General features: G+C 60.2%; 17 protein-coding genes and 2 tRNA genes. 15 read left to right on the plus strand and 4 right to left on the minus strand.

The genetic code is table 11. From position 1 onward, the window contains the following. Positions 1-12: 12 nt before the first annotated feature. From hfq to AB3G88_RS02630, 7 genes are all read left to right on the plus strand, one after another. Positions 13-273 carry an RNA chaperone Hfq gene (gene hfq, locus AB3G88_RS02600; RefSeq protein WP_071482778.1) on the plus strand — a complete coding sequence of 87 codons (261 nt, stop codon included), beginning with the start codon at positions 13-15 and terminating at the stop codon, positions 271-273. A 12-nt stretch (positions 274-285) separates the two neighbouring features. Then, the gene (gene hflX, locus AB3G88_RS02605) at positions 286-1587 is read left to right on the plus strand and encodes a ribosome rescue GTPase HflX (RefSeq protein ID WP_099583675.1); all 1302 of its coding nucleotides are present in this window, start codon (positions 286-288) and stop codon (positions 1585-1587) included. A gap of 96 nt (positions 1588-1683) precedes the next feature. Beyond that, positions 1684-2859, plus strand: a complete 1176-nt coding sequence (gene hflK, locus AB3G88_RS02610; RefSeq protein WP_099583674.1) for an FtsH protease activity modulator HflK — start codon at positions 1684-1686, stop codon at positions 2857-2859. Continuing rightward, on the plus strand, positions 2859-3725 hold the full coding sequence (gene hflC, locus AB3G88_RS02615; RefSeq protein WP_010213607.1) for a protease modulator HflC: 867 nt from the start codon (positions 2859-2861) through the stop codon (positions 3723-3725). The genes hflK and hflC overlap by 1 nt, the downstream gene beginning before the upstream one ends. Positions 3726-4018: 293 nt before the next feature. Beyond that, positions 4019-5206, plus strand: coding sequence for an ATP phosphoribosyltransferase regulatory subunit (locus AB3G88_RS02620; RefSeq protein ID WP_099583673.1), 1188 nt, complete (start codon positions 4019-4021; stop codon positions 5204-5206). A gap of 54 nt (positions 5207-5260) precedes the next feature. Beyond that, on the plus strand, positions 5261-6550 hold the full coding sequence (locus AB3G88_RS02625) for an adenylosuccinate synthase (protein WP_032890489.1): 1290 nt from the start codon (positions 5261-5263) through the stop codon (positions 6548-6550). Positions 6551-6689: 139 nt separating this feature from the next. Then, on the plus strand, positions 6690-8624 hold the full coding sequence (locus AB3G88_RS02630; protein WP_112193125.1) for a methyl-accepting chemotaxis protein: 1935 nt from the start codon (positions 6690-6692) through the stop codon (positions 8622-8624). 84 nt (positions 8625-8708) lie between these two features. Here AB3G88_RS02630 and AB3G88_RS02635 read toward each other — a convergent pair whose 3' ends face one another. The 4 genes from AB3G88_RS02635 to AB3G88_RS02650 form a co-directional block, all read right to left on the minus strand. After that, positions 8709-10262, minus strand: coding sequence for an ABC transporter permease (locus AB3G88_RS02635; RefSeq protein WP_480453093.1), 1554 nt, complete (start codon positions 10260-10262; stop codon positions 8709-8711). Beyond that, a complete protein-coding gene (locus AB3G88_RS02640) occupies positions 10262-11287 on the minus strand; it encodes an iron ABC transporter substrate-binding protein (RefSeq protein ID WP_112193129.1) in 1026 nt (341 codons plus the stop codon). The genes AB3G88_RS02635 and AB3G88_RS02640 overlap by 1 nt, the downstream gene beginning before the upstream one ends. Positions 11288-11431: 144 nt before the next feature. Further along, a tRNA-Leu gene (locus AB3G88_RS02645) sits at positions 11432-11518 on the minus strand. 152 nt (positions 11519-11670) lie between these two features. Next, positions 11671-11757, minus strand: a tRNA-Leu gene (locus tag AB3G88_RS02650). 224 nt (positions 11758-11981) lie between these two features. Here AB3G88_RS02650 and rnr point away from each other — a divergent pair. The 8 genes from rnr to AB3G88_RS02690 all read left to right on the plus strand — a co-directional run bounded on the left by rnr (position 11982) and on the right by AB3G88_RS02690 (position 21661). Further along, entirely contained in the window at positions 11982-14615 is a 2634-nt protein-coding gene (gene rnr, locus AB3G88_RS02655; protein WP_112193131.1) for a ribonuclease R, read from the plus strand. Beyond that, positions 14612-15367, plus strand: coding sequence for a 23S rRNA (guanosine(2251)-2'-O)-methyltransferase RlmB (gene rlmB / locus AB3G88_RS02660; protein WP_099583668.1), 756 nt, complete (start codon positions 14612-14614; stop codon positions 15365-15367). The genes rnr and rlmB overlap by 4 nt, the downstream gene beginning before the upstream one ends. Before the next feature lie 309 nt (positions 15368-15676). Beyond that, positions 15677-16099 carry a 30S ribosomal protein S6 gene (gene rpsF / locus AB3G88_RS02665; protein WP_003171371.1) on the plus strand — a complete coding sequence of 141 codons (423 nt, stop codon included), beginning with the start codon at positions 15677-15679 and terminating at the stop codon, positions 16097-16099. A gap of 29 nt (positions 16100-16128) precedes the next feature. Then, positions 16129-16359, plus strand: a complete 231-nt coding sequence (gene rpsR, locus AB3G88_RS02670) for a 30S ribosomal protein S18 (protein ID WP_003171373.1) — start codon at positions 16129-16131, stop codon at positions 16357-16359. A gap of 36 nt (positions 16360-16395) precedes the next feature. After that, on the plus strand, positions 16396-17289 hold the full coding sequence (locus AB3G88_RS02675; protein ID WP_099583667.1) for a YybS family protein: 894 nt from the start codon (positions 16396-16398) through the stop codon (positions 17287-17289). A gap of 18 nt (positions 17290-17307) precedes the next feature. After that, the gene (gene rplI, locus AB3G88_RS02680; protein WP_003171376.1) at positions 17308-17754 is read left to right on the plus strand and encodes a 50S ribosomal protein L9; all 447 of its coding nucleotides are present in this window, start codon (positions 17308-17310) and stop codon (positions 17752-17754) included. A gap of 110 nt (positions 17755-17864) precedes the next feature. Then, entirely contained in the window at positions 17865-19259 is a 1395-nt protein-coding gene (dnaB, locus tag AB3G88_RS02685; protein WP_064450415.1) for a replicative DNA helicase, read from the plus strand. 98 nt (positions 19260-19357) lie between these two features. Continuing rightward, positions 19358-21661, plus strand: coding sequence for a YgiQ family radical SAM protein (locus AB3G88_RS02690; RefSeq protein ID WP_099583666.1), 2304 nt, complete (start codon positions 19358-19360; stop codon positions 21659-21661). Positions 21662-21810 lie beyond the last annotated feature (149 nt).

Consider the following 21810-nt stretch of genomic DNA (forward strand, 5'->3'; position numbering starts at 1 on the left):
GGAGTGCGGCACATGTCAAAAGGGCATTCGCTACAAGACCCTTACTTGAATACTTTACGTAAAGAGAAAGTGGGGGTTTCCATCTATCTGGTCAACGGTATCAAGCTGCAAGGCACGATCGAGTCGTTCGACCAGTTCGTGATCCTGCTGAAAAACACCGTCAGCCAGATGGTTTACAAGCACGCTATCTCGACAGTCGTTCCAGTTCGTCCAATCCGTCTGCCTAGCGCAGCAGGTGACGAAGTCGGTGACGCTGAGCCAGGTAACGCCTGATAGGAGTCTCCTTTGTTCTTTGAGCGCCACGGTGGTGGTGAGCGGGTAATCCTCGTTCACTTGGATGGACAGGACCCTGAGGCGCGCGAAGATCCGCAGGAGTTTCAGGAGTTGGCAAATTCGGCCGGCGCCGAGACCGTTGCGTTTTTTAACGTGCCGCGTCATCGGCCAACCGCCAAATTTCTGATTGGCAGCGGCAAGGTCGAGGAACTGCGCGACCTGGTCCACGCCGAAGAAGCCGATCTGGTGATCTTCAATCACACCCTCACGCCCAGTCAGGAACGTAACCTCGAACGTGTTTTCGAGTGTCGCGTGATCGACCGTACCGGCCTGATCCTCGATATTTTCGCCCAACGCGCCCGTACCCATGAGGGCAAGCTCCAGGTAGAACTGGCCCAGCTTGACCACATGAGCACCCGGCTGGTTCGCGGCTGGACTCACCTTGAGCGTCAGGGTGGTGGCATCGGCATGCGTGGCCCGGGTGAAACCCAGCTCGAAACCGACCGGCGCCTGCTGCGGGTTCGCCTGCGCCAGATCAAGGGCCGCCTCGAAAAAGTACGCAGCCAGCGCGAGCAATCGCGACGCGGGCGTTCTCGCGCGGATATCCCTACCGTGTCCCTGGTGGGCTATACCAACGCCGGCAAGTCAACGCTGTTCAACAACGTGACCCAATCCGACGTGTACGCCGCCGATCAACTCTTCGCCACTCTCGACCCGACCCTGCGCCGCCTGGACATTGGCGACCTCGGGCCGATCGTCCTGGCCGACACCGTGGGTTTCATTCGTCACTTGCCCCACAAGCTGGTCGAGGCATTTCGGTCTACGCTCGAAGAGTCGAGCAATTCCGACCTGTTGTTGCACGTGATCGATGCGGCTGAACCGGATCGCATGTTGCAAATTGAACAGGTGATGGTGGTGCTGGGCGAGATTGGCGCCCAGGACTTGCCGATCCTTGAGGTCTATAACAAACTCGATTTGCTTGAAGGCGTTGAGCCACAAATCCAGCGCGACGAGAACGGCAAACCCCAGCGGGTATGGCTGTCGGCGCGAGATGGCAGTGGCTTGGAGCTGCTTGAACAAGCCATCGCCGAGTTGCTCGGCAGCGATTTGTTTGTCGGCACCTTGCGCTTGCCTCAGCGTTTTGCTCGACTGCGTGCACAGTTTTTCGAGCTGGGCGCGGTACAGAAAGAAGAACACGACGAAGAAGGTGTCAGCTTGCTGGCCGTTCGGTTGCCGCGCTCGGAGCTCAATCGGCTGGTCAGCCGTGAGGGTGTAGTCCCGACAGAGTTCATCGAACAACACACTTTGCAATAAAAGCCTCCGAAAGCGGTTGTGCCGCAGTAGCAGGCATTCTGTAGCATTGGTCGGCGCGCCGTGGGTGCGTCTTTGCTTTATCAGATGGAGAGCGCTATGGCTTGGAATGAGCCGGGTGGCAACTCGAATAATCAGGATCCTTGGGGTGGTAAGCGCCGCAATAATGGCGACCGCAAGGGGCCACCAGATCTCGACGAGGCCTTCCGAAAGCTGCAGGAAAGCCTGAATGGGTTGTTCGGTGGTGGAAAAAAACGTGGTGGTGACGACGGTGGTCGTACCAGCAAGGGCGGTGGCTATGGCCTGCTGGGCCTGGGTCTTGTCGTGCTGGCGTCGGTATGGCTGTACAGCGCCGTCTACGTCGTGGATGAGCAGGAGCAGGCCGTGGTGCTGCGCTTCGGCAAGTACTACGAGACTGTCGGCCCGGGCCTGAATATCTACTTCCCGCCGATCGACAAGAAGTACATGGAGAACGTCACGCGTGAGCGTGCCTACACCAAGCAGGGCCAGATGCTGACCGAAGACGAGAACATCGTCGAAGTGCCGCTGACCGTGCAGTACAAGATCAGCAACCTGCAGGACTTCGTGCTGAACGTTGATCAGCCGGAAATCAGCCTGCAGCACGCGACCGAAAGCGCCCTGCGCCATGTGGTGGGTTCCACTGCGATGGACCAGGTACTGACCGAAGGTCGTGAATTGATGGCCAGCGAAATCAAGGAGCGCCTGCAACGGTTCCTCGATACCTATCGCACCGGTATCACCGTTACCCAGGTGAACGTACAAAGCGCAGCGGCACCGCGTGAAGTGCAGGAAGCCTTCGATGACGTGATCCGCGCCCGTGAAGACGAGCAGCGTTCGCGCAACCAGGCTGAAACCTATGCTAACGGCGTCGTGCCGGAAGCCCGTGGTCAGGCCCAGCGCATCATCGAAGATGCCAACGGTTACCGCGATGAAGTGGTCTCCCGCGCCAAGGGTGAGGCAGATCGCTTTACCAAGCTGGTCGCCGAGTACCGCAAGGCCCCTGAAGTCACCCGCGAGCGTCTGTACCTGGACACCATGCAGGAAGTCTTCAGCAACACCAGCAAGGTCCTCGTGACCGGCAGCAAGGGTGGGCAGAACAACCTGCTGTACCTGCCGCTGGACAAGATGATCGAAGGTGGTCGTAGCAGCACCAGCGCCCCGGCCTCCGGCTCCAATGCCGCTGCCAACGAAGCGAGCGCTCGTGCAGCCGCTGACTTGCTGCAACAGCAATCACGTACCAGGGAGAGTCGTTGATGAGCAATAAATCGCTGACCGCCCTGATTGTGGGCGTCGTCGTGGTCATCGCTGCCTGGAACTGCTTCTACATCGTGGCTCAGACCGAGCGTGCGGTGCTGCTGCAATTCGGTCGCGTGGTCCAGGCAGATGTCCAGCCGGGCCTGCATGTGAAAGTCCCCTACGTCAACCAGGTGCGCAAGTTCGACGCCCGCCTGATGACCCTGGATGCACCGACACAACGCTTCCTGACCCTGGAAAAGAAAGCCGTGATGGTTGACGCCTACGCCAAGTGGCGCGTCAAGGATGCCGAGCGCTTCTACACCGCGACCTCCGGCCTCAAGCAGATTGCCGACGAGCGTTTGTCCCGTCGTCTGGAATCGGGCCTGCGTGACCAGTTTGGTAAGCGCACCCTGCACGAGGTGGTATCCGGTGAACGTGATGCGCTGATGGCTGACATCACGCGTTCGCTGAACACGATGGCGGAAAAAGAGCTGGGCATCGAAGTTGTCGATGTGCGGGTCAAGGCCATCGACCTGCCGAAGGAAGTGAACCGCAGCGTGTTCGAGCGCATGAGTACCGAGCGTGAGCGTGAAGCCCGTGAGCACCGCGCCAAGGGTAACGAGCTGGCTGAAGGTATCCGTGCGGATGCAGACCGTCAGCGTCGCGTACTGCTGGCTGAAGCCTATCGCGAGTCTGAAGAGGCGCGTGGTGATGGTGATGCCCAGGCTGCGGCGATCTACGCCAAGGCTTACGGCCAGGACCAGGAGTTCTATGCGTTTTACCGCAGCCTGCGCGCCTACCGTGAGAGCTTCGCGAACAAAACCGACGTCATGGTGCTGGACCCAAGCAGCGACTTCTTCCGCTACCTGGAAAAGTCCAAGTAACCAGCCTGTGATTCTGTAGGGCGCACTCCGTCGGGCGGCTAAAATGCCTGGCGGGGTGATCCTTTCAGAAAACGGGTGTATGATGCGGCAGCCGGGAAATTCCCGGCTTTTTTGCGTCTGCATGTTTGATTCGGCAGGCGTGACAGGTTTTTCGAGGAAAGTGCCCGACGAGGCCGTTTGCAGGCCGTTCGTCACGTCGCTCTTGCGCGTGGTTTATGCAGGGGGCGGGTGTTTTCTGCTTCACTCAAGGCTCGGCCGAGGGCTGGCCGCCCGGATCAAAGGGGAATGGCGTAATGGCAACGGTAGACCGCTGGCTGCTGCCAGATGGCATCGAAGAAGTACTGCCACCAGAAGCTGCGCGCATTGAAGTAGCGCGTCGCCAGGTGTTGGATCTGTTCCAGAGCTGGGGTTACGAGTTTGTCGTAACGCCTCATATCGAGTACCTGGAATCCCTGCTGACCGGCGCGGGCCAGGACCTGGATCTGCGCACCTTCAAGGTTATCGACCCGCAATCGGGTCGGCAAATGGGCTTCAGGGCAGACATCACGCCACAAGTGGCGCGCATCGATGCGCACACCCTGCGCCGCGAAGGTCCGAGCCGCCTGTGCTACGCCGGCAGCGTGCTGCATGCTCAGCCGCGGGCCTTGTCGTCCTCCCGGAGCCCGATCCAGTTGGGCGCCGAGTTGTACGGTGATGCCAGTCCGAGCAGTGACGTTGAAGTGATCAGCTTGATGCTGGCCATGCTGCAACTGGCTGACGTGCCCGATGTCCACATGGACCTGGGTCACGTTGGTATCTACCGTGGCCTGGCCCGTGCGGCCGGTTTGTCTGGTGAGGTCGAGCAGCAGTTGTTCGATGCCCTGCAGCGCAAGGCTATCGATGAAGTCATCGCGTTGACCGACGGCGTGCCTGCGGATCTCGCCGGCATGCTGCGCGCGCTGGTGAACCTGTGCGGCGGTCGTGAAGTGCTGACGGCTGCGCGTGAGCGCCTGGCCAATGCGCCAGCGCCGGTATTGGCTGCGCTGGATGACGTGCTGGCGATTGCCGAGCAGTTATCGGCGCGCTTCCCCGATTTGCCGCTGTACTTTGATCTGGGCGAGCTGCGCGGTTACCACTATCACACCGGTGTGGTGTTCGCAGTGTTTGTCCCGGGTGTTGGACAGGCCATCGCCCAAGGCGGTCGTTACGACGATATCGGCGCCGACTTCGGTCGCGCCCGTCCGGCGACTGGCTTCTCCACCGATTTGAAAACCCTGGTGACCCTGGGGCGTGCTGAGGTCGAGCTGCCGTCTGGTGGCATCTGGATGCCCGACAGTACGGACGCCGCACTCTGGCAGCAGGTATGCCAGTTGCGCAGTGAGGGTCAGCGTGTTGTCCAGGCTTTGCCTGGCCAGCCATTGGCCGCCGCCCGTGATGCGGACTGCGACCGGCAATTGATTCTGCAGAACGGGCTTTGGCAAGTATCGCCACTGGCTTCTTGAGTTTTCCTGCCGGCCATCGCCGGCACCAAGTTTGCGCGAATGAGGACAAGTGTTATGGGTAAGAATGTCGTAGTCCTGGGCACCCAATGGGGTGATGAGGGCAAAGGCAAGATCGTTGATCTGCTGACCGAACATGCTGCCGCCGTAGTGCGCTACCAAGGTGGCCACAACGCTGGCCATACCCTGGTCATCGATGGCGAAAAAACCGTCTTGCACCTGATCCCGTCGGGCGTCCTGCGCGAAGGCGTGCAGTGCCTGATCGGCAACGGCGTGGTAGTTGCACCTGACGCCCTGCTGCGCGAGATCATCAAGCTGGAAGAGAAAGGCGTACCGGTGCGCGAGCGCCTGCGTATCAGCCCGTCCTGCCCGCTGATCCTGTCCTTCCACGTTGCGCTGGACCAGGCCCGTGAAAAGGCCCGTGGCGAGCTGAAGATCGGTACGACCGGTCGCGGCATCGGCCCAGCCTACGAAGACAAGGTTGCGCGTCGTGGCCTGCGTGTGGGCGACCTGCTCAACATGCCGCGCTTTGAAGACAAGCTGCGTGAGTTGGTGGATTACCACAACTTCATGCTGGTCGGTTATTACAAAGAGCCAGCCATCGAGTTCGACAAGACCCTGGCCGAGTGCAAGGAATACGCCGAGCTGCTCAAGCCGCTGATGCTGGACGTCACGGCCGAGCTGCACGACCTGCGTCGCGCTGGCAAAGACATCATGTTCGAAGGCGCCCAAGGTTCGTTGCTGGACATCGACCACGGCACCTACCCGTACGTGACCAGCTCCAATACCACCGCTGGCGGCGTTGCGACCGGTTCGGGCGTTGGCCCGATGTTCCTGGACTACATCCTGGGCATCACCAAGGCTTACACCACCCGCGTAGGTTCGGGTCCCTTCCCGACTGAACTGTTCGACGAAGTCGGTGCGCACCTGGCCAAGCAAGGTCACGAGTTCGGTGCTACCACCGGCCGTGCCCGTCGTTGCGGCTGGTTCGACGCCGTTATCCTGCGTCGCGCTATCGATGTGAACAGCATCTCGGGCATCTGCTTCACCAAGCTGGATGTGCTCGACGGTCTGGAAACCATCAACATCTGCGTCGGCTACAAAGATGCAGAAGGCAACGATGTTGCTCCGACTGACGCTGACAGCTACGTAGGCCTGCAGCCTGTGTACGAAGAAGTGCCGGGCTGGACCGAATCGACCGTGGGCGCCAAGACCCTGGAAGAACTGCCGGCCAACGCCCGTGCCTACATCAAGCGTGTCGAAGCACTGATCGGTGCGCCGATTGACATTATTTCGACGGGTCCTGACCGCAACGAAACTATCGTTCTGCGTCATCCGTTCGCTTAATAAGCTGTTGATGTAAAAAGAAAAGGGCTCCTTCGGGAGCCCTTTTTCGTTTCTGTTCGCCAAGCGGCACGACCCTTGCTGTGTTTCTTTCTTTCGCGGTGCCATCAAATTAATGGCACCCGTGGTGGAGGGATTCTTGATGTCTGCCGTTCTTTCGTTGTTACAAAGTCGTCTGTTGCGACCGGTGTTCGTTACCTTGGGTATCGCCCTTTTGGTGCAAGTGCTGGTGGCCGTCGCTCTAACCCGGAGCACTGTCACTGCGCTGGAGGCTGATTTGGGCAGTCGCCTGGGGATCGATAGCCAGAAGCTGTCTGGTGAGTTGGCCCAGGCAGGCAAGGAAGTCACTTCAAGCCTCGACAGTTTGTCTGCCAGCACCCGCCAGCGCCTGACGGCAGGCCTTTCCACACGCCTGCAGGAAGAACAGAAGCAGCTGCGTGCGACCCTGGAAAAAGACCTGAAGGACTCCGCCAATGACATGGCGCAACTGCTGGCCTCGGTGGCGCCCCGCGCCATGTGGGACAGCGACGTGCCCACATTGTCCGAGTTTGCTCGGCGCGCCCAGCGCAATCCCAACGTGCTGTTTGTGGTCTACGACGATGCGGCGGGTGAGCACCTGACCCGTTACCTGAACCGCGAAAATCCGATCAACAAGGCGCTGCTGGAAAAAGGCCAGGGCGACCGCGCCTTGGACAAAGTCCTGAATGCCGCGAAGAACGATCCTTCGGTGTTCTACGTTGAGGCCTCCATCAGCCCCAATGGCGTAGAAATCGGCAAGGTGCTCATGGGCGTATCGACTGCGTCGGTCGAGGCTGACCTGCAAGCACTGGACAAGCGTTTTGCCGCGCTGATTGCCAGCGGTGATCAGTTGGTCGGCGACAGTCTCAAAGGCGCAGCTGCGGACAGCGCTGCGGCAATGGGCGCGCGCCTGCAGTCGGCGCAAGCCACCGCAACCGAAATGACCGCCAACACCACTGGCGCCGTGCAGGAGGCTGCGGGCACGCTGCGCTGGCGTATCGGCATGGGACTGGCGCTGGTTGGTTTCGGCGTATTGGCATTGATCGCGGTCGTGCTCGGTCGCCGTGTGGTCAATCGCCTGAAGCTGCTGATTGCGGCCATGGACGACCTGGCTGCGGGGGAGGGCGACCTCACCAAGCGTGTGCAGATAAGTAGCAAGGACGAGATTGGCGACATGGCCTCGGCGGTCAATCGCTTTGTGGATAAGTTGCAGCCCATCGTGCGCGAGGCCGGGGACGTGGCCCAGCGTACCGGCGTGGAAATCGGCGCCATGACCTTGCGCAATGCCGGTGCCGATGCGGCCGCTGGCTTGCAGCGCGATGAAGTGGCCGAGAGCTTGCGTGCGCTGTCCCAAATGGCCGACGAGGCCCAGGCCGAAAGCCATGCCATGCAAGCGGCATTGCAACAGGTCGTTGATATTCGCCAGGCCACCGATGAAAACTCGCGAACGTCGGCCGAAGTCGGCAGTTTGATTGAGGCGCTGGCGGGGCAAGTCCAGGCCGGCTCCCAGGTGATCGAGCGGCTGGCTCAGCAAAGCGAGCAGATCGAGGTGGTGTTGACGGTGATTCATGGTATCGCCGAGCAAACCAACCTGTTGGCCCTCAACGCGGCCATCGAGGCGGCGCGTGCCGGCGAGACCGGGCGCGGCTTTGCCGTGGTGGCGGACGAAGTACGTGCGCTGGCCAGTAAAACTCAAAGCTCCACCGGGGACATCCAGGCGCACATCGTGGCGTTGCAGCAGGGCGCGCGTGAGGCGGTGGAAACCATCGGCAAGGCCGGGCGCCAGGCGAATGAAGGGTTGCTGGTGCTGCGTGACAGCGTGCGCTTGCAGCAGACGGTCCAGGCTTCGGTTGAGCAAGTGCACGCAGCGATTGGCCTGGCCACCCGTGCCGCTGAGCATCAGGCCCAGGGCGCCCATGCAGTGCGTGGGCGGGTGGAGGTGATTCATGCCCAGGCGGAGCGTGCCGCGCAGGCGGTGGTTGAAACGACCGCCAGTGGCAAGGTGCTGGATGGGTTGGCGGCGCAGTTGAAGGCGAGTTTGGGGCAGTTTCGGGCCTAGTGTCGACTGTTCGGGCCTCATCGGGGGCAAGCCCCCTCCCACCTGTTGACTGTATTTCAACCTGTGGTGGGGGCGATAGCGATCTCAGCGGCTCAAGTACATCCGAGTGGTTAACAGATAGACCGGCAGCCCCGACACCAGAATCAACAACGCCGCATAAGGCGCCGCGGCCGCGAATTCCACATTCGACGTATGCGACCACACTGCCGTGGCCAGTGTGTTCAGTCCCGTCGGACTGAGTAGCAGGGTCGCCGTCAATTCCTTCATCGCATCCAGGAACACCAGCGCAAACGCGGCCCCCAGTGCCGGGAAGATAATCGGCAAGGTCACCCGGCAAAACGCGCTGAACGACGAAGCGCCCAGCGTGCGCGCAGCCTCTTCCAATTGCGGCGCGGCCTTGTTCAATGCGGTGCGGATCGGCGCCTGGGCCAACGGCAAAAACAGCAACGCATAGGCGATCAGCAGCAGGGCCGACGTCTGGTACAGCGCGGGCACGTAATGCAGGGCGAAATACACCAGCGTCAGCGCAATTACCAGGCCGGGCAGGGCGTGCAGCAGATACGGCAGGCGCTCAGCCCAGATCGCCAATTGACCTTTGTAGCGCACCACCAGCAACCCGACCGGTACGGCGAGTACCAGACACAATGCTGCGCCGCCGAGCGACAGGGCCAGAGAAGACAGCAGCGCCTCACTGATCTCGGCCACCGGAAACGCTGCCGACGAACCGACGGCCAACCAATAAGCGAGCATTCCCAGGGGGATGCCGCTGCCAATGATTGCCAGCGCCAGGCAATACACCTGGCCCAGCGGTGCCCATTTACCCAGCTTGACCTGCTCGGCATGCCGCGCCGCGCCCTGGCCGATACGTACGTGTCGGCCCTTGCCGCGCACGCGCAGCTCCAGCCATAGCAGGGTCAGGCACATCACCAGCAGCACTGCTGAAAGCATCGCGGCGTTGGCGTTACTGAATTCCAGCTCGAATTGCTGGTAAATCGCGGTGGTGAAGGTTTGCAGGCCGACGATCGACAAGGCGCCGAATTCCACCAGCATATGCAGCGCAATCAGCAATGCCCCCGCCAGCAGCGATGGCCACAGCAGCGGCAGCGTGACGCGCAAAAACACACCCCAGCGATTGAGTCCCAGCGTGCGAGCGGACTCTTCCAGGGAAGGGTCAAGGTTGCGCAATGTCGCCGCCACAGGCAGAAACACCAGCGGGTATTTGGACAGGCTCATCACCAGGATCGCTCCGCCCAGCCCTTCGAAGTTGGCGCTCAGCGACACCCAGGTAAAGCTGCTGACAAACGCAGGCACCGCAAACGGCAGGCACAGGATCACGCCCCAGATGCGTCGTCCAGGCAGGTTGCTGCGTTCCAGCAGCCAGGCCAGGGACAGGCCGATCACGCCGCAGGTCACCGTCACCCCAACCATCAGCGCCAGGGTGTTGCGCAGCAGCCCGAACACATAAGGCCGCCACAGCAGATGCACAGCCTCCGCCCACCCGGCCTGCCAGGCTTTCAGGCCGACATAGGCCAGCGGCAACAGGCTCAGGCCAACCAGGAACAGTACCGGCAGCAGCAGCCAGATCGACGGGCGTTTGCGGCGGGGGCTGAACCCCGCAGCGGAGAGCGATGGGGTCATCAGTTCAAGCCAACGTCACGTTCCAGCTCCAGGGCTTCTTCGGCGTTGCCCAGGTCCGCAGGGGTGACTTTCGGCGGTTGCAGCTCGCTGAAAGGCTTTAGGCCGCGATTGGATTCCATGCCTTTGCGCAACGGATATTCCGCCGACGTATTGGTGATGACTCGCTGGCCTTCTTCACTGGCCATGAACGCCAGCAATTGCTGGGCTTCCTTGGGGTGCTTGCTGGATTTCAGCGCGGCAGCGGACGACACGGTAATCAGGCCGCCAGCGTCGCCGTCGGTGAAATAGTGCAGTTGGGAGTCCAGGTTGGTTTTTTCTTTCTTCAGGGCGAACCAGTAGTAGTTGTTCACCAGGACGGTGGCGACTTCGCCGTTTTCCACGGCCTTCAGGGCGACCATGTTATTGCTGTACACCTTGCCGAACGCGCGCAGGCCGGTGAGCCATTCTTCAGCCGCTTCACGGCCGTGCAGCTTGATGATTGCCACGGCCTGTTCCTGGAACGCGCCGCTGGTCGGCACGAAACCGACTTTGCCTTGCCACTCGGGGCCGGCGAAATCCAGTACGGATTTGGGCAGGTCTTTCTCGGCAATCAATTTGGGGTTGAAGGCTACGACACGAGTGCGCGCAGTCACGCCCATCCAGTCGCCATTGCTGCCGACGTAATCCTTGGGCAGTACGTCGAGGGTGCTGGCATCGATCTTGGCCAGCAGGCCTTGCTCGCCGAGTTTGTTCAGTGGCGGAGATTCTTCGGTATAGATCACATCGGCGGGGGAGCGGTCGCCTTCTTCCACGACCTGGCTGGCCAGCTGGTTGCTGCTGCCTTTGCGCACATTGACGTGGATGCCGGTCTTGGCTTCGAAGGCCTTGGCGAGCTCATCGCCGACTTCTTTGTGCTGGCCGTTGTACAAGGTCAGGGAAACTTTGTCGGCAGAGTAAGCGACGGGCGAGAGCAGGGCCAGGCCGAGCAGAGTGATGGTCAGGCCACGCAGAAGGGATGTCTTGGGACGGGTATCGCGGATCATCATCCGGGGTTTTCCTCACTTGAGATGCAACAAATCATTGCAAGGATAAACGATAAAGTTTCTCAGGTGCGGCGTAGCAGCAGACGCTGGCAGAGTTTTTAAACCCCAGAAACGAAAAAACCCGCTTTCGCGGGTTTGATCTGAATTTGGTGCCCAGGAGAAGACTCGAACTTCCACGACCTTGCGATCACCAGCACCTGAAGCTGGCGTGTCTACCAATTTCACCACCTGGGCTTATCAAGCAACGTTGCCGCTGTTGATGGGGCGAACTATACGGCGGGCTTTTTGATCTGTAAACCCCTGATTCAAAAAAATAAAACGGGTTTTGCGTTAAAAATCAAAAGCCTGAAACGAAAAAACCCGCTTTCGCGGGTTTGATCTGAATTTGGTGCCCAGGAGAAGACTCGAACTTCCACGACCTTGCGATCACCAGCACCTGAAGCTGGCGTGTCTACCAATTTCACCACCTGGGCAGCATCAACAACGTTGCCGTCGTCGATGGCGCGCACTATACGGAGAGGCTTGTAGGCTGTAAACCCCTGCCATGAAAAAAGCCTGGAAAATTTCGCCAATGGTCGTGCAAGGTGCGCACCGAGGGCTATAAAGGGCTTTTAAACGCTTGTTGATGCCTGAAATTTCCCGTTTCAATACGCGTATGCCAAACTAACCCGCATATAGACAAGGTGAAAACTCTCTAATGGCCGATTGGCAGTCCCTCGATCCCGAGGCCGCTCGTGAAGCGGAAAAATATGAAAACCCTATTCCTAGCCGCGAACTGATCCTGGCGCACCTCGCCGATCGGGGTTCGCCTGCTAGCCGCGAGCAGTTGGTTGAAGAATTCGGTCTGACCACCGAAGACCAGCTCGAAGCCCTGCGCCGCCGTTTGCGTGCCATGGAGCGCGACGCTCAACTGATCTACACCCGCCGTGGCACTTATGCGCCTGTGGACAAGCTCGACCTGATCCTCGGCCGCATTGCCGGCCACCGTGATGGTTTCGGCTTCCTGATCCCGGATGACGGCAGTGACGACCTGTTCATGAGCCCAGCGCAAATGCGCCTGGTGTTCGATGGCGACCGTGCCCTGGCGCGCGTTTCCGGCCTGGACCGTCGCGGTCGCCGTGAAGGCGTGATCGTCGAAGTGGTGTCCCGTGCCCACGAGTCCATCGTCGGCCGTTATTTCGAAGAAGGCGGTATCGGCTTTGTGGTGCCGGATAACCCGAAGGTCCAGCAGGAAGTGCTGATCACCCCGGGCCGCAATGGCGCAGCCAAGGTCGGCCAGTTCGTCGAGGTGAAAATCACCCACTGGCCAACTGCGCGCTTCCAGCCTCAGGGCGATATCGTTGAAGTGGTCGGCAACTACATGGCGCCGGGCATGGAAATCGACGTCGCGCTGCGCACCTACGATATTCCTCACGTCTGGCCTGAGGCCGTGCTCAAGGAAGCCGCCAAGCTCAAGCCTGAAGTGGAAGAGAAAGACAAAGAAAAACGCATCGACCTGCGCCATCTGCCGTTCGTCACCATCGACGGCGAAGATGCCCGCGACTTCGACGATGCGGTCTACTGCGAAGCCAGGCCTGGCAAGCTGCGCCTGTTCTCCGGCGGCTGGAAGTTGTTCGTCGCGATTGCCGACGTGTCCAGCTACGTGAAGATCGGTTCGGCCCTGGATAACGAAGCCCAGGTGCGCGGCAACTCCGTGTACTTCCCTGAGCGCGTGATCCCGATGCTGCCCGAGCAGCTGTCCAACGGCCTGTGCTCCCTGAACCCGAAAGTCGACCGTTTGGCCATGGTATGCGAGATGACCATCTCGAAAACCGGTGAAATGACCGATTACCAGTTCTACGAGGCGGTGATTCACTCCCAGGCGCGCCTGACCTACAACAAGGTCAGCACCATCCTGGAAACGCCGAAGACCAGCGAAGCCAAGGCCCTGCGTACCGAATACGCTGGCGTCGTGCCGCACCTCAAGCAGCTCTACTCGCTGTACAAGGTGCTGTTGGGTGCTCGTCACGTGCGTGGCGCGATCGATTTTGAAACCCAGGAAACCCGGATTGTCTTTGGTTCCGAGCGCAAGATCGCCGCAATCACCCCGACCACACGTAACGATGCACACAAGCTGATCGAGGAATGCATGCTGGCGGCCAACGTGGCCACTGCTGAGTTCCTGAAGAAGCATGAGATTCCTGCGTTGTACCGCGTGCACGATGGTCCGCCGCCGGAGCGTCTGGAAAAACTGCGTGCCTTCCTTGGCGAGCTCGGCCTGTCCCTGCACAAAGGCAAGGACGGCCCGACGCCGAAGGACTACCAGGCCTTGCTGGCCAGCATCAAGGACCGTCCGGATTACCACGTGATCCAGACCGTGATGCTGCGCTCCCTGAGCCAGGCGGTGTACAGCGCTGACAACCAAGGCCACTTCGGCCTGAATTACGAGGCGTACACCCACTTCACCTCGCCGATCCGTCGTTACCCGGACCTGCTCACGCACCGCGCAATCCGCAGTGTGATCCACTCCAAGCAGAACACCCCGCACGTTAAGCGCGCCGGTGCCATGACGATTCCGAAGGCACGGATCTATCCGTACGACGAAGCGGCCCTGGAACAGTTGGGCGAGCAGTGCTCCATGAGCGAGCGCCGCGCCGACGAAGCCACTCGTGACGTGGTGAACTGGCTCAAGTGCGAGTTCATGAAAGACCGCGTTGGCGAGACCTTCCCGGGTGTGATCACCGCCGTGACCGGCTTTGGCCTGTTCGTCGAGTTGACCGACATCTACGTCGAAGGCCTGGTGCATGTCACGGCCTTGCCGGGTGACTACTATCACTTCGATCCTGTGCATCACCGCCTGGCGGGCGAGCGCACCGGTCGCAGCTTCCGTCTGGGCGATACCGTGGAAGTGCAGGTCATGCGCGTCGATCTCGATGAGCGCAAGATCGACTTCGGTATGCCAGACAAGCCAGCCGAACCAGTGGGTCGTAAAAAACGTGGCAGCGAAACCGCCGCGCCGGCTACCAAGGGCAAAGGCGCTCCTGCGAAAGCAGCGACCGCCGAGCCTGCGCCGGCCAAGGCCGGTCGCCGTTCCTCCGTCAAGGAAAAGGCCCCCGAAGCCTACCGCCCAAGCGACGCAGCGGCGAAAAACGCCGAACTGCGCAAGAGCCGCGAGTTGAAGCAGCAGTTGCTCAACGAAGCCAAAAGCGGTGGTAAAGCGGCGTCTGGGGGAAAGTCCCACGGGGCGGAAAAGCCGTCGAGCAAGCCAAGTAAACACCGTAAAGGCCCGCCAAAAGCGGGTTCGGCCCCTGCGAAAAGCGGCGGGTCGCGCAAACCTAAGGCCAAGTCATGAGTCTGGAAAAAATCTACGGCGTCCATGCCGTAGAAGCACTGCTGCGTCATCACCCTAAGCGTGTCAAGCAAGTGTGGTTGGCAGAAGGTCGCAGCGAGCCGCGCGTACAAGCGCTGGTCGAGTTGGCGACCCAGAACAAGGTCGCCATCGGCCAGGCCGAGCGTCGTGAAATGGACGTTTGGGTTGAAGGCGTTCACCAAGGCGTGGTCGCGGACGTAAGTCCGAGCCAGGTCTGGGGCGAAGCCATGCTCGACGAGCTGCTCGACCGCACCGAAGGCGCGCCGCTGTTGCTGGTGCTGGACGGCGTAACCGACCCGCACAACCTCGGCGCTTGCCTGCGTTCGGCCGACGCTGCCGGTGCGCTGGCGGTGATCGTGCCTAAAGACAAGTCCGCTACCCTGACGCCCGTCGTGCGTAAAGTCGCCTGCGGGGCGGCGGAAGTGATTCCGCTGGTGGCCGTGACCAACCTGGCGCGTACCCTGGAGAAACTCCAGCAGCGTGGCCTGTGGGTCGTGGGTACGGCGGGAGAGGCCGAGGTCAGTATTTATGACCAGGATCTCACCGGCCCGACTATCTTGATCATGGGTGCTGAAGGCAAGGGTATGCGTCGCTTGACCCGCGAGCATTGCGACTATTTGGTACACCTGCCGATGGCCGGTAGCGTCAGCAGCCTGAACGTGTCGGTGGCGACGGGCGTATGCCTGTTCGAAGCCCGGCGTCAGCGTGGCGTCAAGGTCAAGGCCAAGAAGTAATTCTGAGCCTGGCATAGATGCAAAATGTGGGAGGGGGCTTGCCCCCGATAGCGGTGGTTCAGTTACAGATGATGTGACTGACCATCAGCTATCGGGGCAAGCCCTCTCCCACATTTGGTTTGTGGTGTTCGGAAGGTTGTTCAAATAATCACCAATCACCTTGCGCCCGTTCTTCCCCTTCTCTACAATTGCGCCCCTTGCCCGCCTGGCAGGCACGCATGTGCCTCCCCTGCGGCAAGATCCATAAGTGTCATTCACTCCTTGTCTGACCGTTTTTGAGCGGCAGGCTACAACCCGTAAGGAGCATTCATGCGTCATTACGAAATCATCTTTTTGGTCCACCCGGATCAAAGCGAGCAAGTCGGCGGCATGGTTGAGCGTTACACCAAGCTGATCGAAGAAGACGGCGGCAAAATCCACCGTCTGGAAGATTGGGGCCGTCGTCAACTGGCCTACGCAATCAACAATGTTCACAAGGCTCACTACGTGATGCTGAACGTTGAGTGCACTGGCAAGGCCTTGGCCGAGCTGGAAGACAACTTCCGCTACAACGATGCAGTGATCCGTAACCTGGTCATCCGTCGCGAAGAAGCCGTTACCGGCCAATCCGAGATGCTCAAGGCTGAAGAAAACCGCAGTGAGCGCCGTGAGCGTCGCGACCGTCCTGAGCACGAAGGCGCTGATAGCGCTGACAGTGATGACAGCGACAGCAGCGATAACGCTGACGAGTAATCCACGGACCTTATTAAGGAGCCTATCAAATGGCACGTTTCTTCCGTCGTCGTAAGTTTTGCCGCTTCACCGCTGAAGAAGTGAAGGAGATCGATTACAAAGATCTCAACACTCTGAAAGCCTACGTATCCGAGACCGGCAAAATCGTTCCAAGCCGTATCACCGGTACCAAAGCACGTTATCAGCGTCAGCTGGCCACCGCTATCAAGCGCGCCCGCTTCCTGGCCCTGCTGGCCTACACCGACAGCCACGGCCGCTGAGACCGGGCAGTCGACAAGTAGTAAGGGATTGAATGCATGCGCGCCTTAGCTGAGTTCATCATGCGCGGTCGTGTGCAGGCCACTCTGGTAGTGGCTGGATGTGCGGCATTGCCGTTGCTTTATTGGTTGGGTGCTGCCGCAGGTTGCCTTGTGCTGCTGCGGCGCGGTTTGAAGGACGCTCTTGGCGTTCTTGCCCTGGGTTTGTTGCCTGCCTTGATCTGGTGGCTGCAAATGGGTGATCCACGGGTACTTCTGGTACTGCTGGGGTCATCGAGCCTTGCGTTGGTTTTACGCGCAAGTGAGTCCTGGGTCCGCACGCTGCTGGTCAGCGTGGCATTGGGGTTGGTGTACTCAGTGATGCTTGGCGCGGCTTTCCGCCCGCAAATCGAGGCGCTGGCGCAGGAGATCGTCAAGATCCTGCCGCTGGCCCTCGGGGATCTCTACCAGCAATTGTCGGTAGATGAGCGAGCGCGGTTTGCATCACTGATTGCCCCGGTCCTGACCGGCCTGATTGCGGCTTTGTTGCAGGTCGTCAGCGTGCTGAGCCTGATTCTTGGGCGTTATTGGCAGGCGTTGTTGTACAACCCGGGTGGTTTTGGTCGCGAGTTTCGCAGTATCAGAATCCCCGCGGGACCAGCGATGTTGCTGCTGGCGTGCATGGTTATCGGACCGAACTTCGGGACCCAGATGGCCTTGTTAGCGCCGATTTGCAGCGTACCGCTGGTGTTTGCCGGGCTAGCCCTGATTCATGGGCTTGTTGCGCGCAAGCGCCTGGCCAGGTTCTGGCTGGTGGGGTTGTACGTCACGCTGTTGCTGTTCATGCAGCTGATCTATCCGTTACTCGTGGTCTTGGCCATTGTCGACGGCCTGATTGATTTTCGCGGTCGTCTGGCGCCGAAAGACGCCGATAACGCGAACGGTGAAGGTTAAAAGTTAGAGGATTTTCACATGCAACTGATCCTTCTGGAAAAAGTCGCCAACCTGGGCAACCTGGGCGACAAAGTGAACGTTAAGGCCGGTTACGGTCGTAACTACCTGCTGCCATACGGCAAAGCCACCGCTGCAACCGCTGCCAACCTGGCTGCGTTTGAAGAGCGTCGTGCTGAGCTGGAAAAAGCAGCAGCAGACAAAAAAGCTTCGGCCGAAACTCGCGCTGCCCAACTGGCTGAGCTGGAAGTGACTATCACTGCCACCGCCGGTGACGAAGGCAAGCTGTTCGGTTCGATCGGCACCCACGACATCGCTGATGCACTGACCGCCTCCGGCGTTGAAGTGCAGAAGAGCGAAGTTCGTCTGCCGAACGGCACCATCCGCAACGTAGGCGAATTCGACGTAGCCGTGCATCTGCACGCTGAAGTTGAAGCCACCGTACGCGTTGTAGTGGTAGCAGCTTAAGCAGCACCTAACTGACTGGCACCTCGCGTGTCAGCCAGTTAACATCGGGCACGATCCTGTTTACAGGTCGTGCCTTTTGTTTTTTTACGATCCCCAAATTCCAAGTGGCCATGAACGATATCTCCGCTCCTGAGCAATACGATCTGCAAACCGCTGCCCTGAAGGTGCCGCCGCATTCCATCGAGGCCGAACAGGCCGTGCTCGGTGGTTTGATGCTGGACAACAACGCCTGGGAACGCGTGCTGGATCAAGTCTCGGATGGCGATTTCTACCGTCATGATCACCGCCTGATCTTCCGCGCCATCGCCAAGCTGGCCGACCAGAACTCGCCGATCGACGTGGTGACCCTGGCCGAGCAGTTGGACAAGGAAGGCCAGACCTCCCAAGTGGGTGGCCTGGGTTACCTCGGTGAGCTAGCGAAGAACACGCCATCGGTCGCCAACATCAAGGCCTATGCGCAGATCGTCCGTGCGCGGGCCACGTTGCGCCAGTTAATCGGCATCGCCACCGAAATCGCCGACAGCGCCTTCAACCCGGAAGGTCGTACCGCTGAAGAAATTCTCGACGAAGCCGAACGGCAGATCTTCCAGATCGCCGAGGCACGGCCGAAAACCGGTGGCCCGGTCAGCGTCAACGACCTGCTGACCAAGGCGATCGACCGTATCGATACCTTGTTCAACACCGACAACGCGATCACTGGCCTGTCCACCGGCTACACCGACCTGGATGGCATGACCAGCGGCCTGCAGCCGTCTGACTTGATCATCGTCGCCGGCCGTCCGTCCATGGGTAAAACCACATTCGCCATGAACCTCGTGGAAAACGCCGTGTTGCGCAGCGACAAGGCAGTGTTGGTTTACTCCCTGGAGATGCCAGGCGAATCGCTGATCATGCGTATGTTGTCGTCCCTCGGTCGCATCGACCAGACCAAGGTACGTGCCGGTCGCCTGGAAGACGACGATTGGCCGCGCCTGACCTCGGCGGTCAACCTGCTCAACGACCGCAAGCTGTTTATCGATGACACGGCGGGCATCAGTCCGTCGGAAATGCGCGCACGGACCCGACGCCTGGTGCGTGAGCACGGCGATATCGCCCTGATCATGATCGACTACCTGCAACTGATGCAGATCCCAGGTTCCAGCGGCGACAGCCGTACCAACGAGATTTCCGAGATTTCCCGCTCGTTGAAAGCCCTGGCCAAGGAATTCAACTGCCCGGTGGTTGCCCTGTCGCAGCTCAACCGTTCCCTTGAGCAGCGGCCGAACAAGCGCCCGATCAACTCCGACTTGCGCGAATCCGGAGCGATCGAGCAGGATGCTGACGTAATCATGTTCGTTTACCGGGACGAGGTGTATCACCCGGAAACTGAGCATAAAGGCATCGCTGAAATCATTATCGGTAAGCAGCGTAACGGCCCGATCGGTACCACGCGCCTGGCCTTCATTGGCAAATACACCCGCTTCGAAAACCTGGCGCCGGGCAGTTACAACTTCGACGACGAGTAAAAACGTCGTCGCCAATTCCGACTGCAAAGGTCGGAATTGGTCAAAATTTGTGCTATATTCCGCGCCCGCGATTTTTCATCTCAACACCGGTCACCGTCATGCAAACAGCCAAGCCGTTATTTGACTATCCCAAGTACTGGGCCGAATGTTTCGGTCCTGCGCCATTCCTGCCGATGAGCAGGGAGGAGATGGATCAGCTTGGCTGGGATTCATGCGACATCATCATCGTCACCGGTGATGCCTACGTTGACCATCCGTCGTTCGGCATGGCGATCATCGGCCGGCTGCTGGAGTCCCAAGGCTTCCGCGTCGGGATCATTGCCCAGCCGAACTGGCAGTCCAAAGACGACTTCATGAAGCTCGGCGAGCCGAACCTGTTCTTCGGCGTCGCGGCCGGCAACATGGACTCCATGATCAACCGCTACACCGCCGACAAGAAAATCCGTTCCGACGACGCCTACACCCCTGGCGGCATGGCGGGCAAACGCCCGGACCGTGCGAGCCTGGTGTACAGCCAGCGTTGCAAGGAAGCCTACAAGAACGTGCCGATCGTGCTGGGCGGCATCGAAGCCTCCCTGCGCCGCATCGCCCACTACGACTACTGGCAGGACCGCGTGCGCAACTCGATCCTGATCGACGCCACCGCCGATATCCTGCTGTACGGCAATGCCGAACGGGCCATCGTCGAGGTTGCCCAGCGCCTGTCGTGGGGCCACAAGATCGAAGACATCACCGACGTGCGCGGCACCGCGTTTATTCGCCGTGACACGCCTGCCGGCTGGTACGAAGTGGACTCCACGCGCATCGACCGGCCGGGCAAGATCGACAAGATCATCAACCCGTACGTGAATACCCAGGACACCCAGGCCTGCGCCATCGAGCAGGAAAAAGGCCCGGTGGATGACCCGGAAGAAGCCAAGGTCGTACAGATCCTGGCCAGCCCGCGCATGACCCGCGACAAGACCGTGATTCGCCTGCCGTCGGTGGAAAAGGTCCGTGGCGATGCGGTGCTCTATGCCCACGCCAACCGCGTGTTGCACCTGGAAACCAACCCGGGCAACGCTCGTGCCCTGGTGCAGAAACACGGCGAAGTGGACGTGTGGTTCAACCCGCCGCCCATTCCAATGACCACCGAAGAAATGGACTACGTGTTCGGCATGCCTTACGCACGTGTTCCGCATCCTGTTTACGGCAAGGAAAAGATCCCGGCCTACGACATGATCCGCTTCTCGGTGAACATCATGCGTGGCTGCTTCGGCGGTTGCACCTTCTGCTCGATCACCGAGCACGAAGGCCGCATCATCCAGAACCGTTCCGAAGAGTCGATCATTCGCGAAATCGAAGAGATCCGCGACAAAGTCCCTGGCTTTACCGGCGTCATCTCCGACCTCGGCGGCCCGACCGCGAACATGTACCGCATCGCCTGCAAGAGCCCGGAAATCGAATCCGCGTGCCGCAAGCCGTCCTGCGTGTTCCCGGGCATCTGCCCGAACCTGAATACCGACCATTCGTCGCTGATCCAGCTGTACCGCAGCGCCCGTGCGTTGCCGGGTGTGAAGAAGATCCTGATCGCTTCCGGCCTGCGCTACGACCTGGCTGTCGAGTCGCCGGAATACGTCAAAGAGCTGGTAACGCACCACGTCGGTGGTTACCTGAAGATCGCCCCGGAACACACCGAGGAAGGTCCGCTCAACCAGATGATGAAACCGGGCATTGGCAGCTATGACAAGTTCAAGCGCATGTTCGAGAAGTACACCAAGGAAGCGGGTAAGGAGCAGTACCTGATTCCGTACTTCATCGCCGCCCACCCTGGCACCACCGATGAAGACATGATGAACCTGGCCCTGTGGCTCAAGGGCAACGGCTTCCGTGCCGACCAGGTGCAGGCGTTCTACCCGTCGCCGATGGCCACCGCCACCGCGATGTACCACTCGGGCAAGAACCCGCTGCGTAAGGTCACCTACAAGAGCGACGCGGTGACCATCGTCAAGAGCGAGGAGCAACGCCGCCTGCACAAGGCGTTCCTGCGTTACCACGACCCGAAAGGCTGGCCGATGCTGCGTGAAGCGCTGACCCGCATGGGCCGTGCCGACCTGATCGGGTCGGGCAAGGACCAACTGATCCCGCTGCACCAGCCGTCCACCGACAGCTACCAGAGTGCCCGGCGCAAGAACTCGACGCCGGCCGGCAGCCACAAGGTCGCCAAGGAAACCACCACCAAGATTCTCACCCAGCACACCGGCCTGCCGCCCCGTGGCAGCGACGGCAGCAACCCGTGGGACAAGCGTGAGCAGGCCAAGGCTGCGGCCCAGGCGCGTAACAAGCAGGCGGCCAAAGAGCGCACCGATGCGGCCAAGGGCAAGGGCGGCAAGCCTGCGCGCAAGCCGGTTGTGCCGCGTTGATCGCTGCTTGAATATGCAGAACGCCAGCCTTGAGCTGGCGTTTTGCTTTCTGGTCGGGGGTGAGCCTGTTTGGTAAGGTGGCGCCCATTAGATCGCTATCGGGGGCAAGCCCCCTCCCACACTGACGGTGTTTACAGACCCAAATGAGG

The sequence above is a fragment of the Pseudomonas arvensis genome (genome assembly GCF_056688935.1).

Excerpts from the sequence above, each read along its gene's own strand:
- AB3G88_RS02620 (WP_099583673.1), top strand. The coding sequence starts at position 4,019 with ATGGCAACGGTAGACCGCTGGCTGCTGCCAGATGGCATCGAAGAAGTA.
- AB3G88_RS02675 (WP_099583667.1), top strand. The coding sequence starts at position 16,396 with ATGCGCGCCTTAGCTGAGTTCATCATGCGCGGTCGTGTGCAGGCCACT.
- AB3G88_RS02630 (WP_112193125.1), top strand. The coding sequence starts at position 6,690 with ATGTCTGCCGTTCTTTCGTTGTTACAAAGTCGTCTGTTGCGACCGGTG.
- AB3G88_RS02640 (WP_112193129.1), bottom strand. The coding sequence starts at position 11,287 with ATGATGATCCGCGATACCCGTCCCAAGACATCCCTTCTGCGTGGCCTG.
- AB3G88_RS02635 (WP_480453093.1), bottom strand. The coding sequence starts at position 10,262 with ATGACCCCATCGCTCTCCGCTGCGGGGTTCAGCCCCCGCCGCAAACGC.
- hfq (WP_071482778.1), top strand. The coding sequence starts at position 13 with ATGTCAAAAGGGCATTCGCTACAAGACCCTTACTTGAATACTTTACGT.
- AB3G88_RS02625 (WP_032890489.1), top strand. The coding sequence starts at position 5,261 with ATGGGTAAGAATGTCGTAGTCCTGGGCACCCAATGGGGTGATGAGGGC.
- rlmB (WP_099583668.1), top strand. The coding sequence starts at position 14,612 with ATGAGTCTGGAAAAAATCTACGGCGTCCATGCCGTAGAAGCACTGCTG.
- dnaB (WP_064450415.1), top strand. The coding sequence starts at position 17,865 with ATGAACGATATCTCCGCTCCTGAGCAATACGATCTGCAAACCGCTGCC.
- hflK (WP_099583674.1), top strand. The coding sequence starts at position 1,684 with ATGGCTTGGAATGAGCCGGGTGGCAACTCGAATAATCAGGATCCTTGG.
- rpsF (WP_003171371.1), top strand. The coding sequence starts at position 15,677 with ATGCGTCATTACGAAATCATCTTTTTGGTCCACCCGGATCAAAGCGAG.
- rplI (WP_003171376.1), top strand. The coding sequence starts at position 17,308 with ATGCAACTGATCCTTCTGGAAAAAGTCGCCAACCTGGGCAACCTGGGC.
- rnr (WP_112193131.1), top strand. The coding sequence starts at position 11,982 with ATGGCCGATTGGCAGTCCCTCGATCCCGAGGCCGCTCGTGAAGCGGAA.
- hflC (WP_010213607.1), top strand. The coding sequence starts at position 2,859 with ATGAGCAATAAATCGCTGACCGCCCTGATTGTGGGCGTCGTCGTGGTC.
- AB3G88_RS02690 (WP_099583666.1), top strand. The coding sequence starts at position 19,358 with ATGCAAACAGCCAAGCCGTTATTTGACTATCCCAAGTACTGGGCCGAA.
- rpsR (WP_003171373.1), top strand. The coding sequence starts at position 16,129 with ATGGCACGTTTCTTCCGTCGTCGTAAGTTTTGCCGCTTCACCGCTGAA.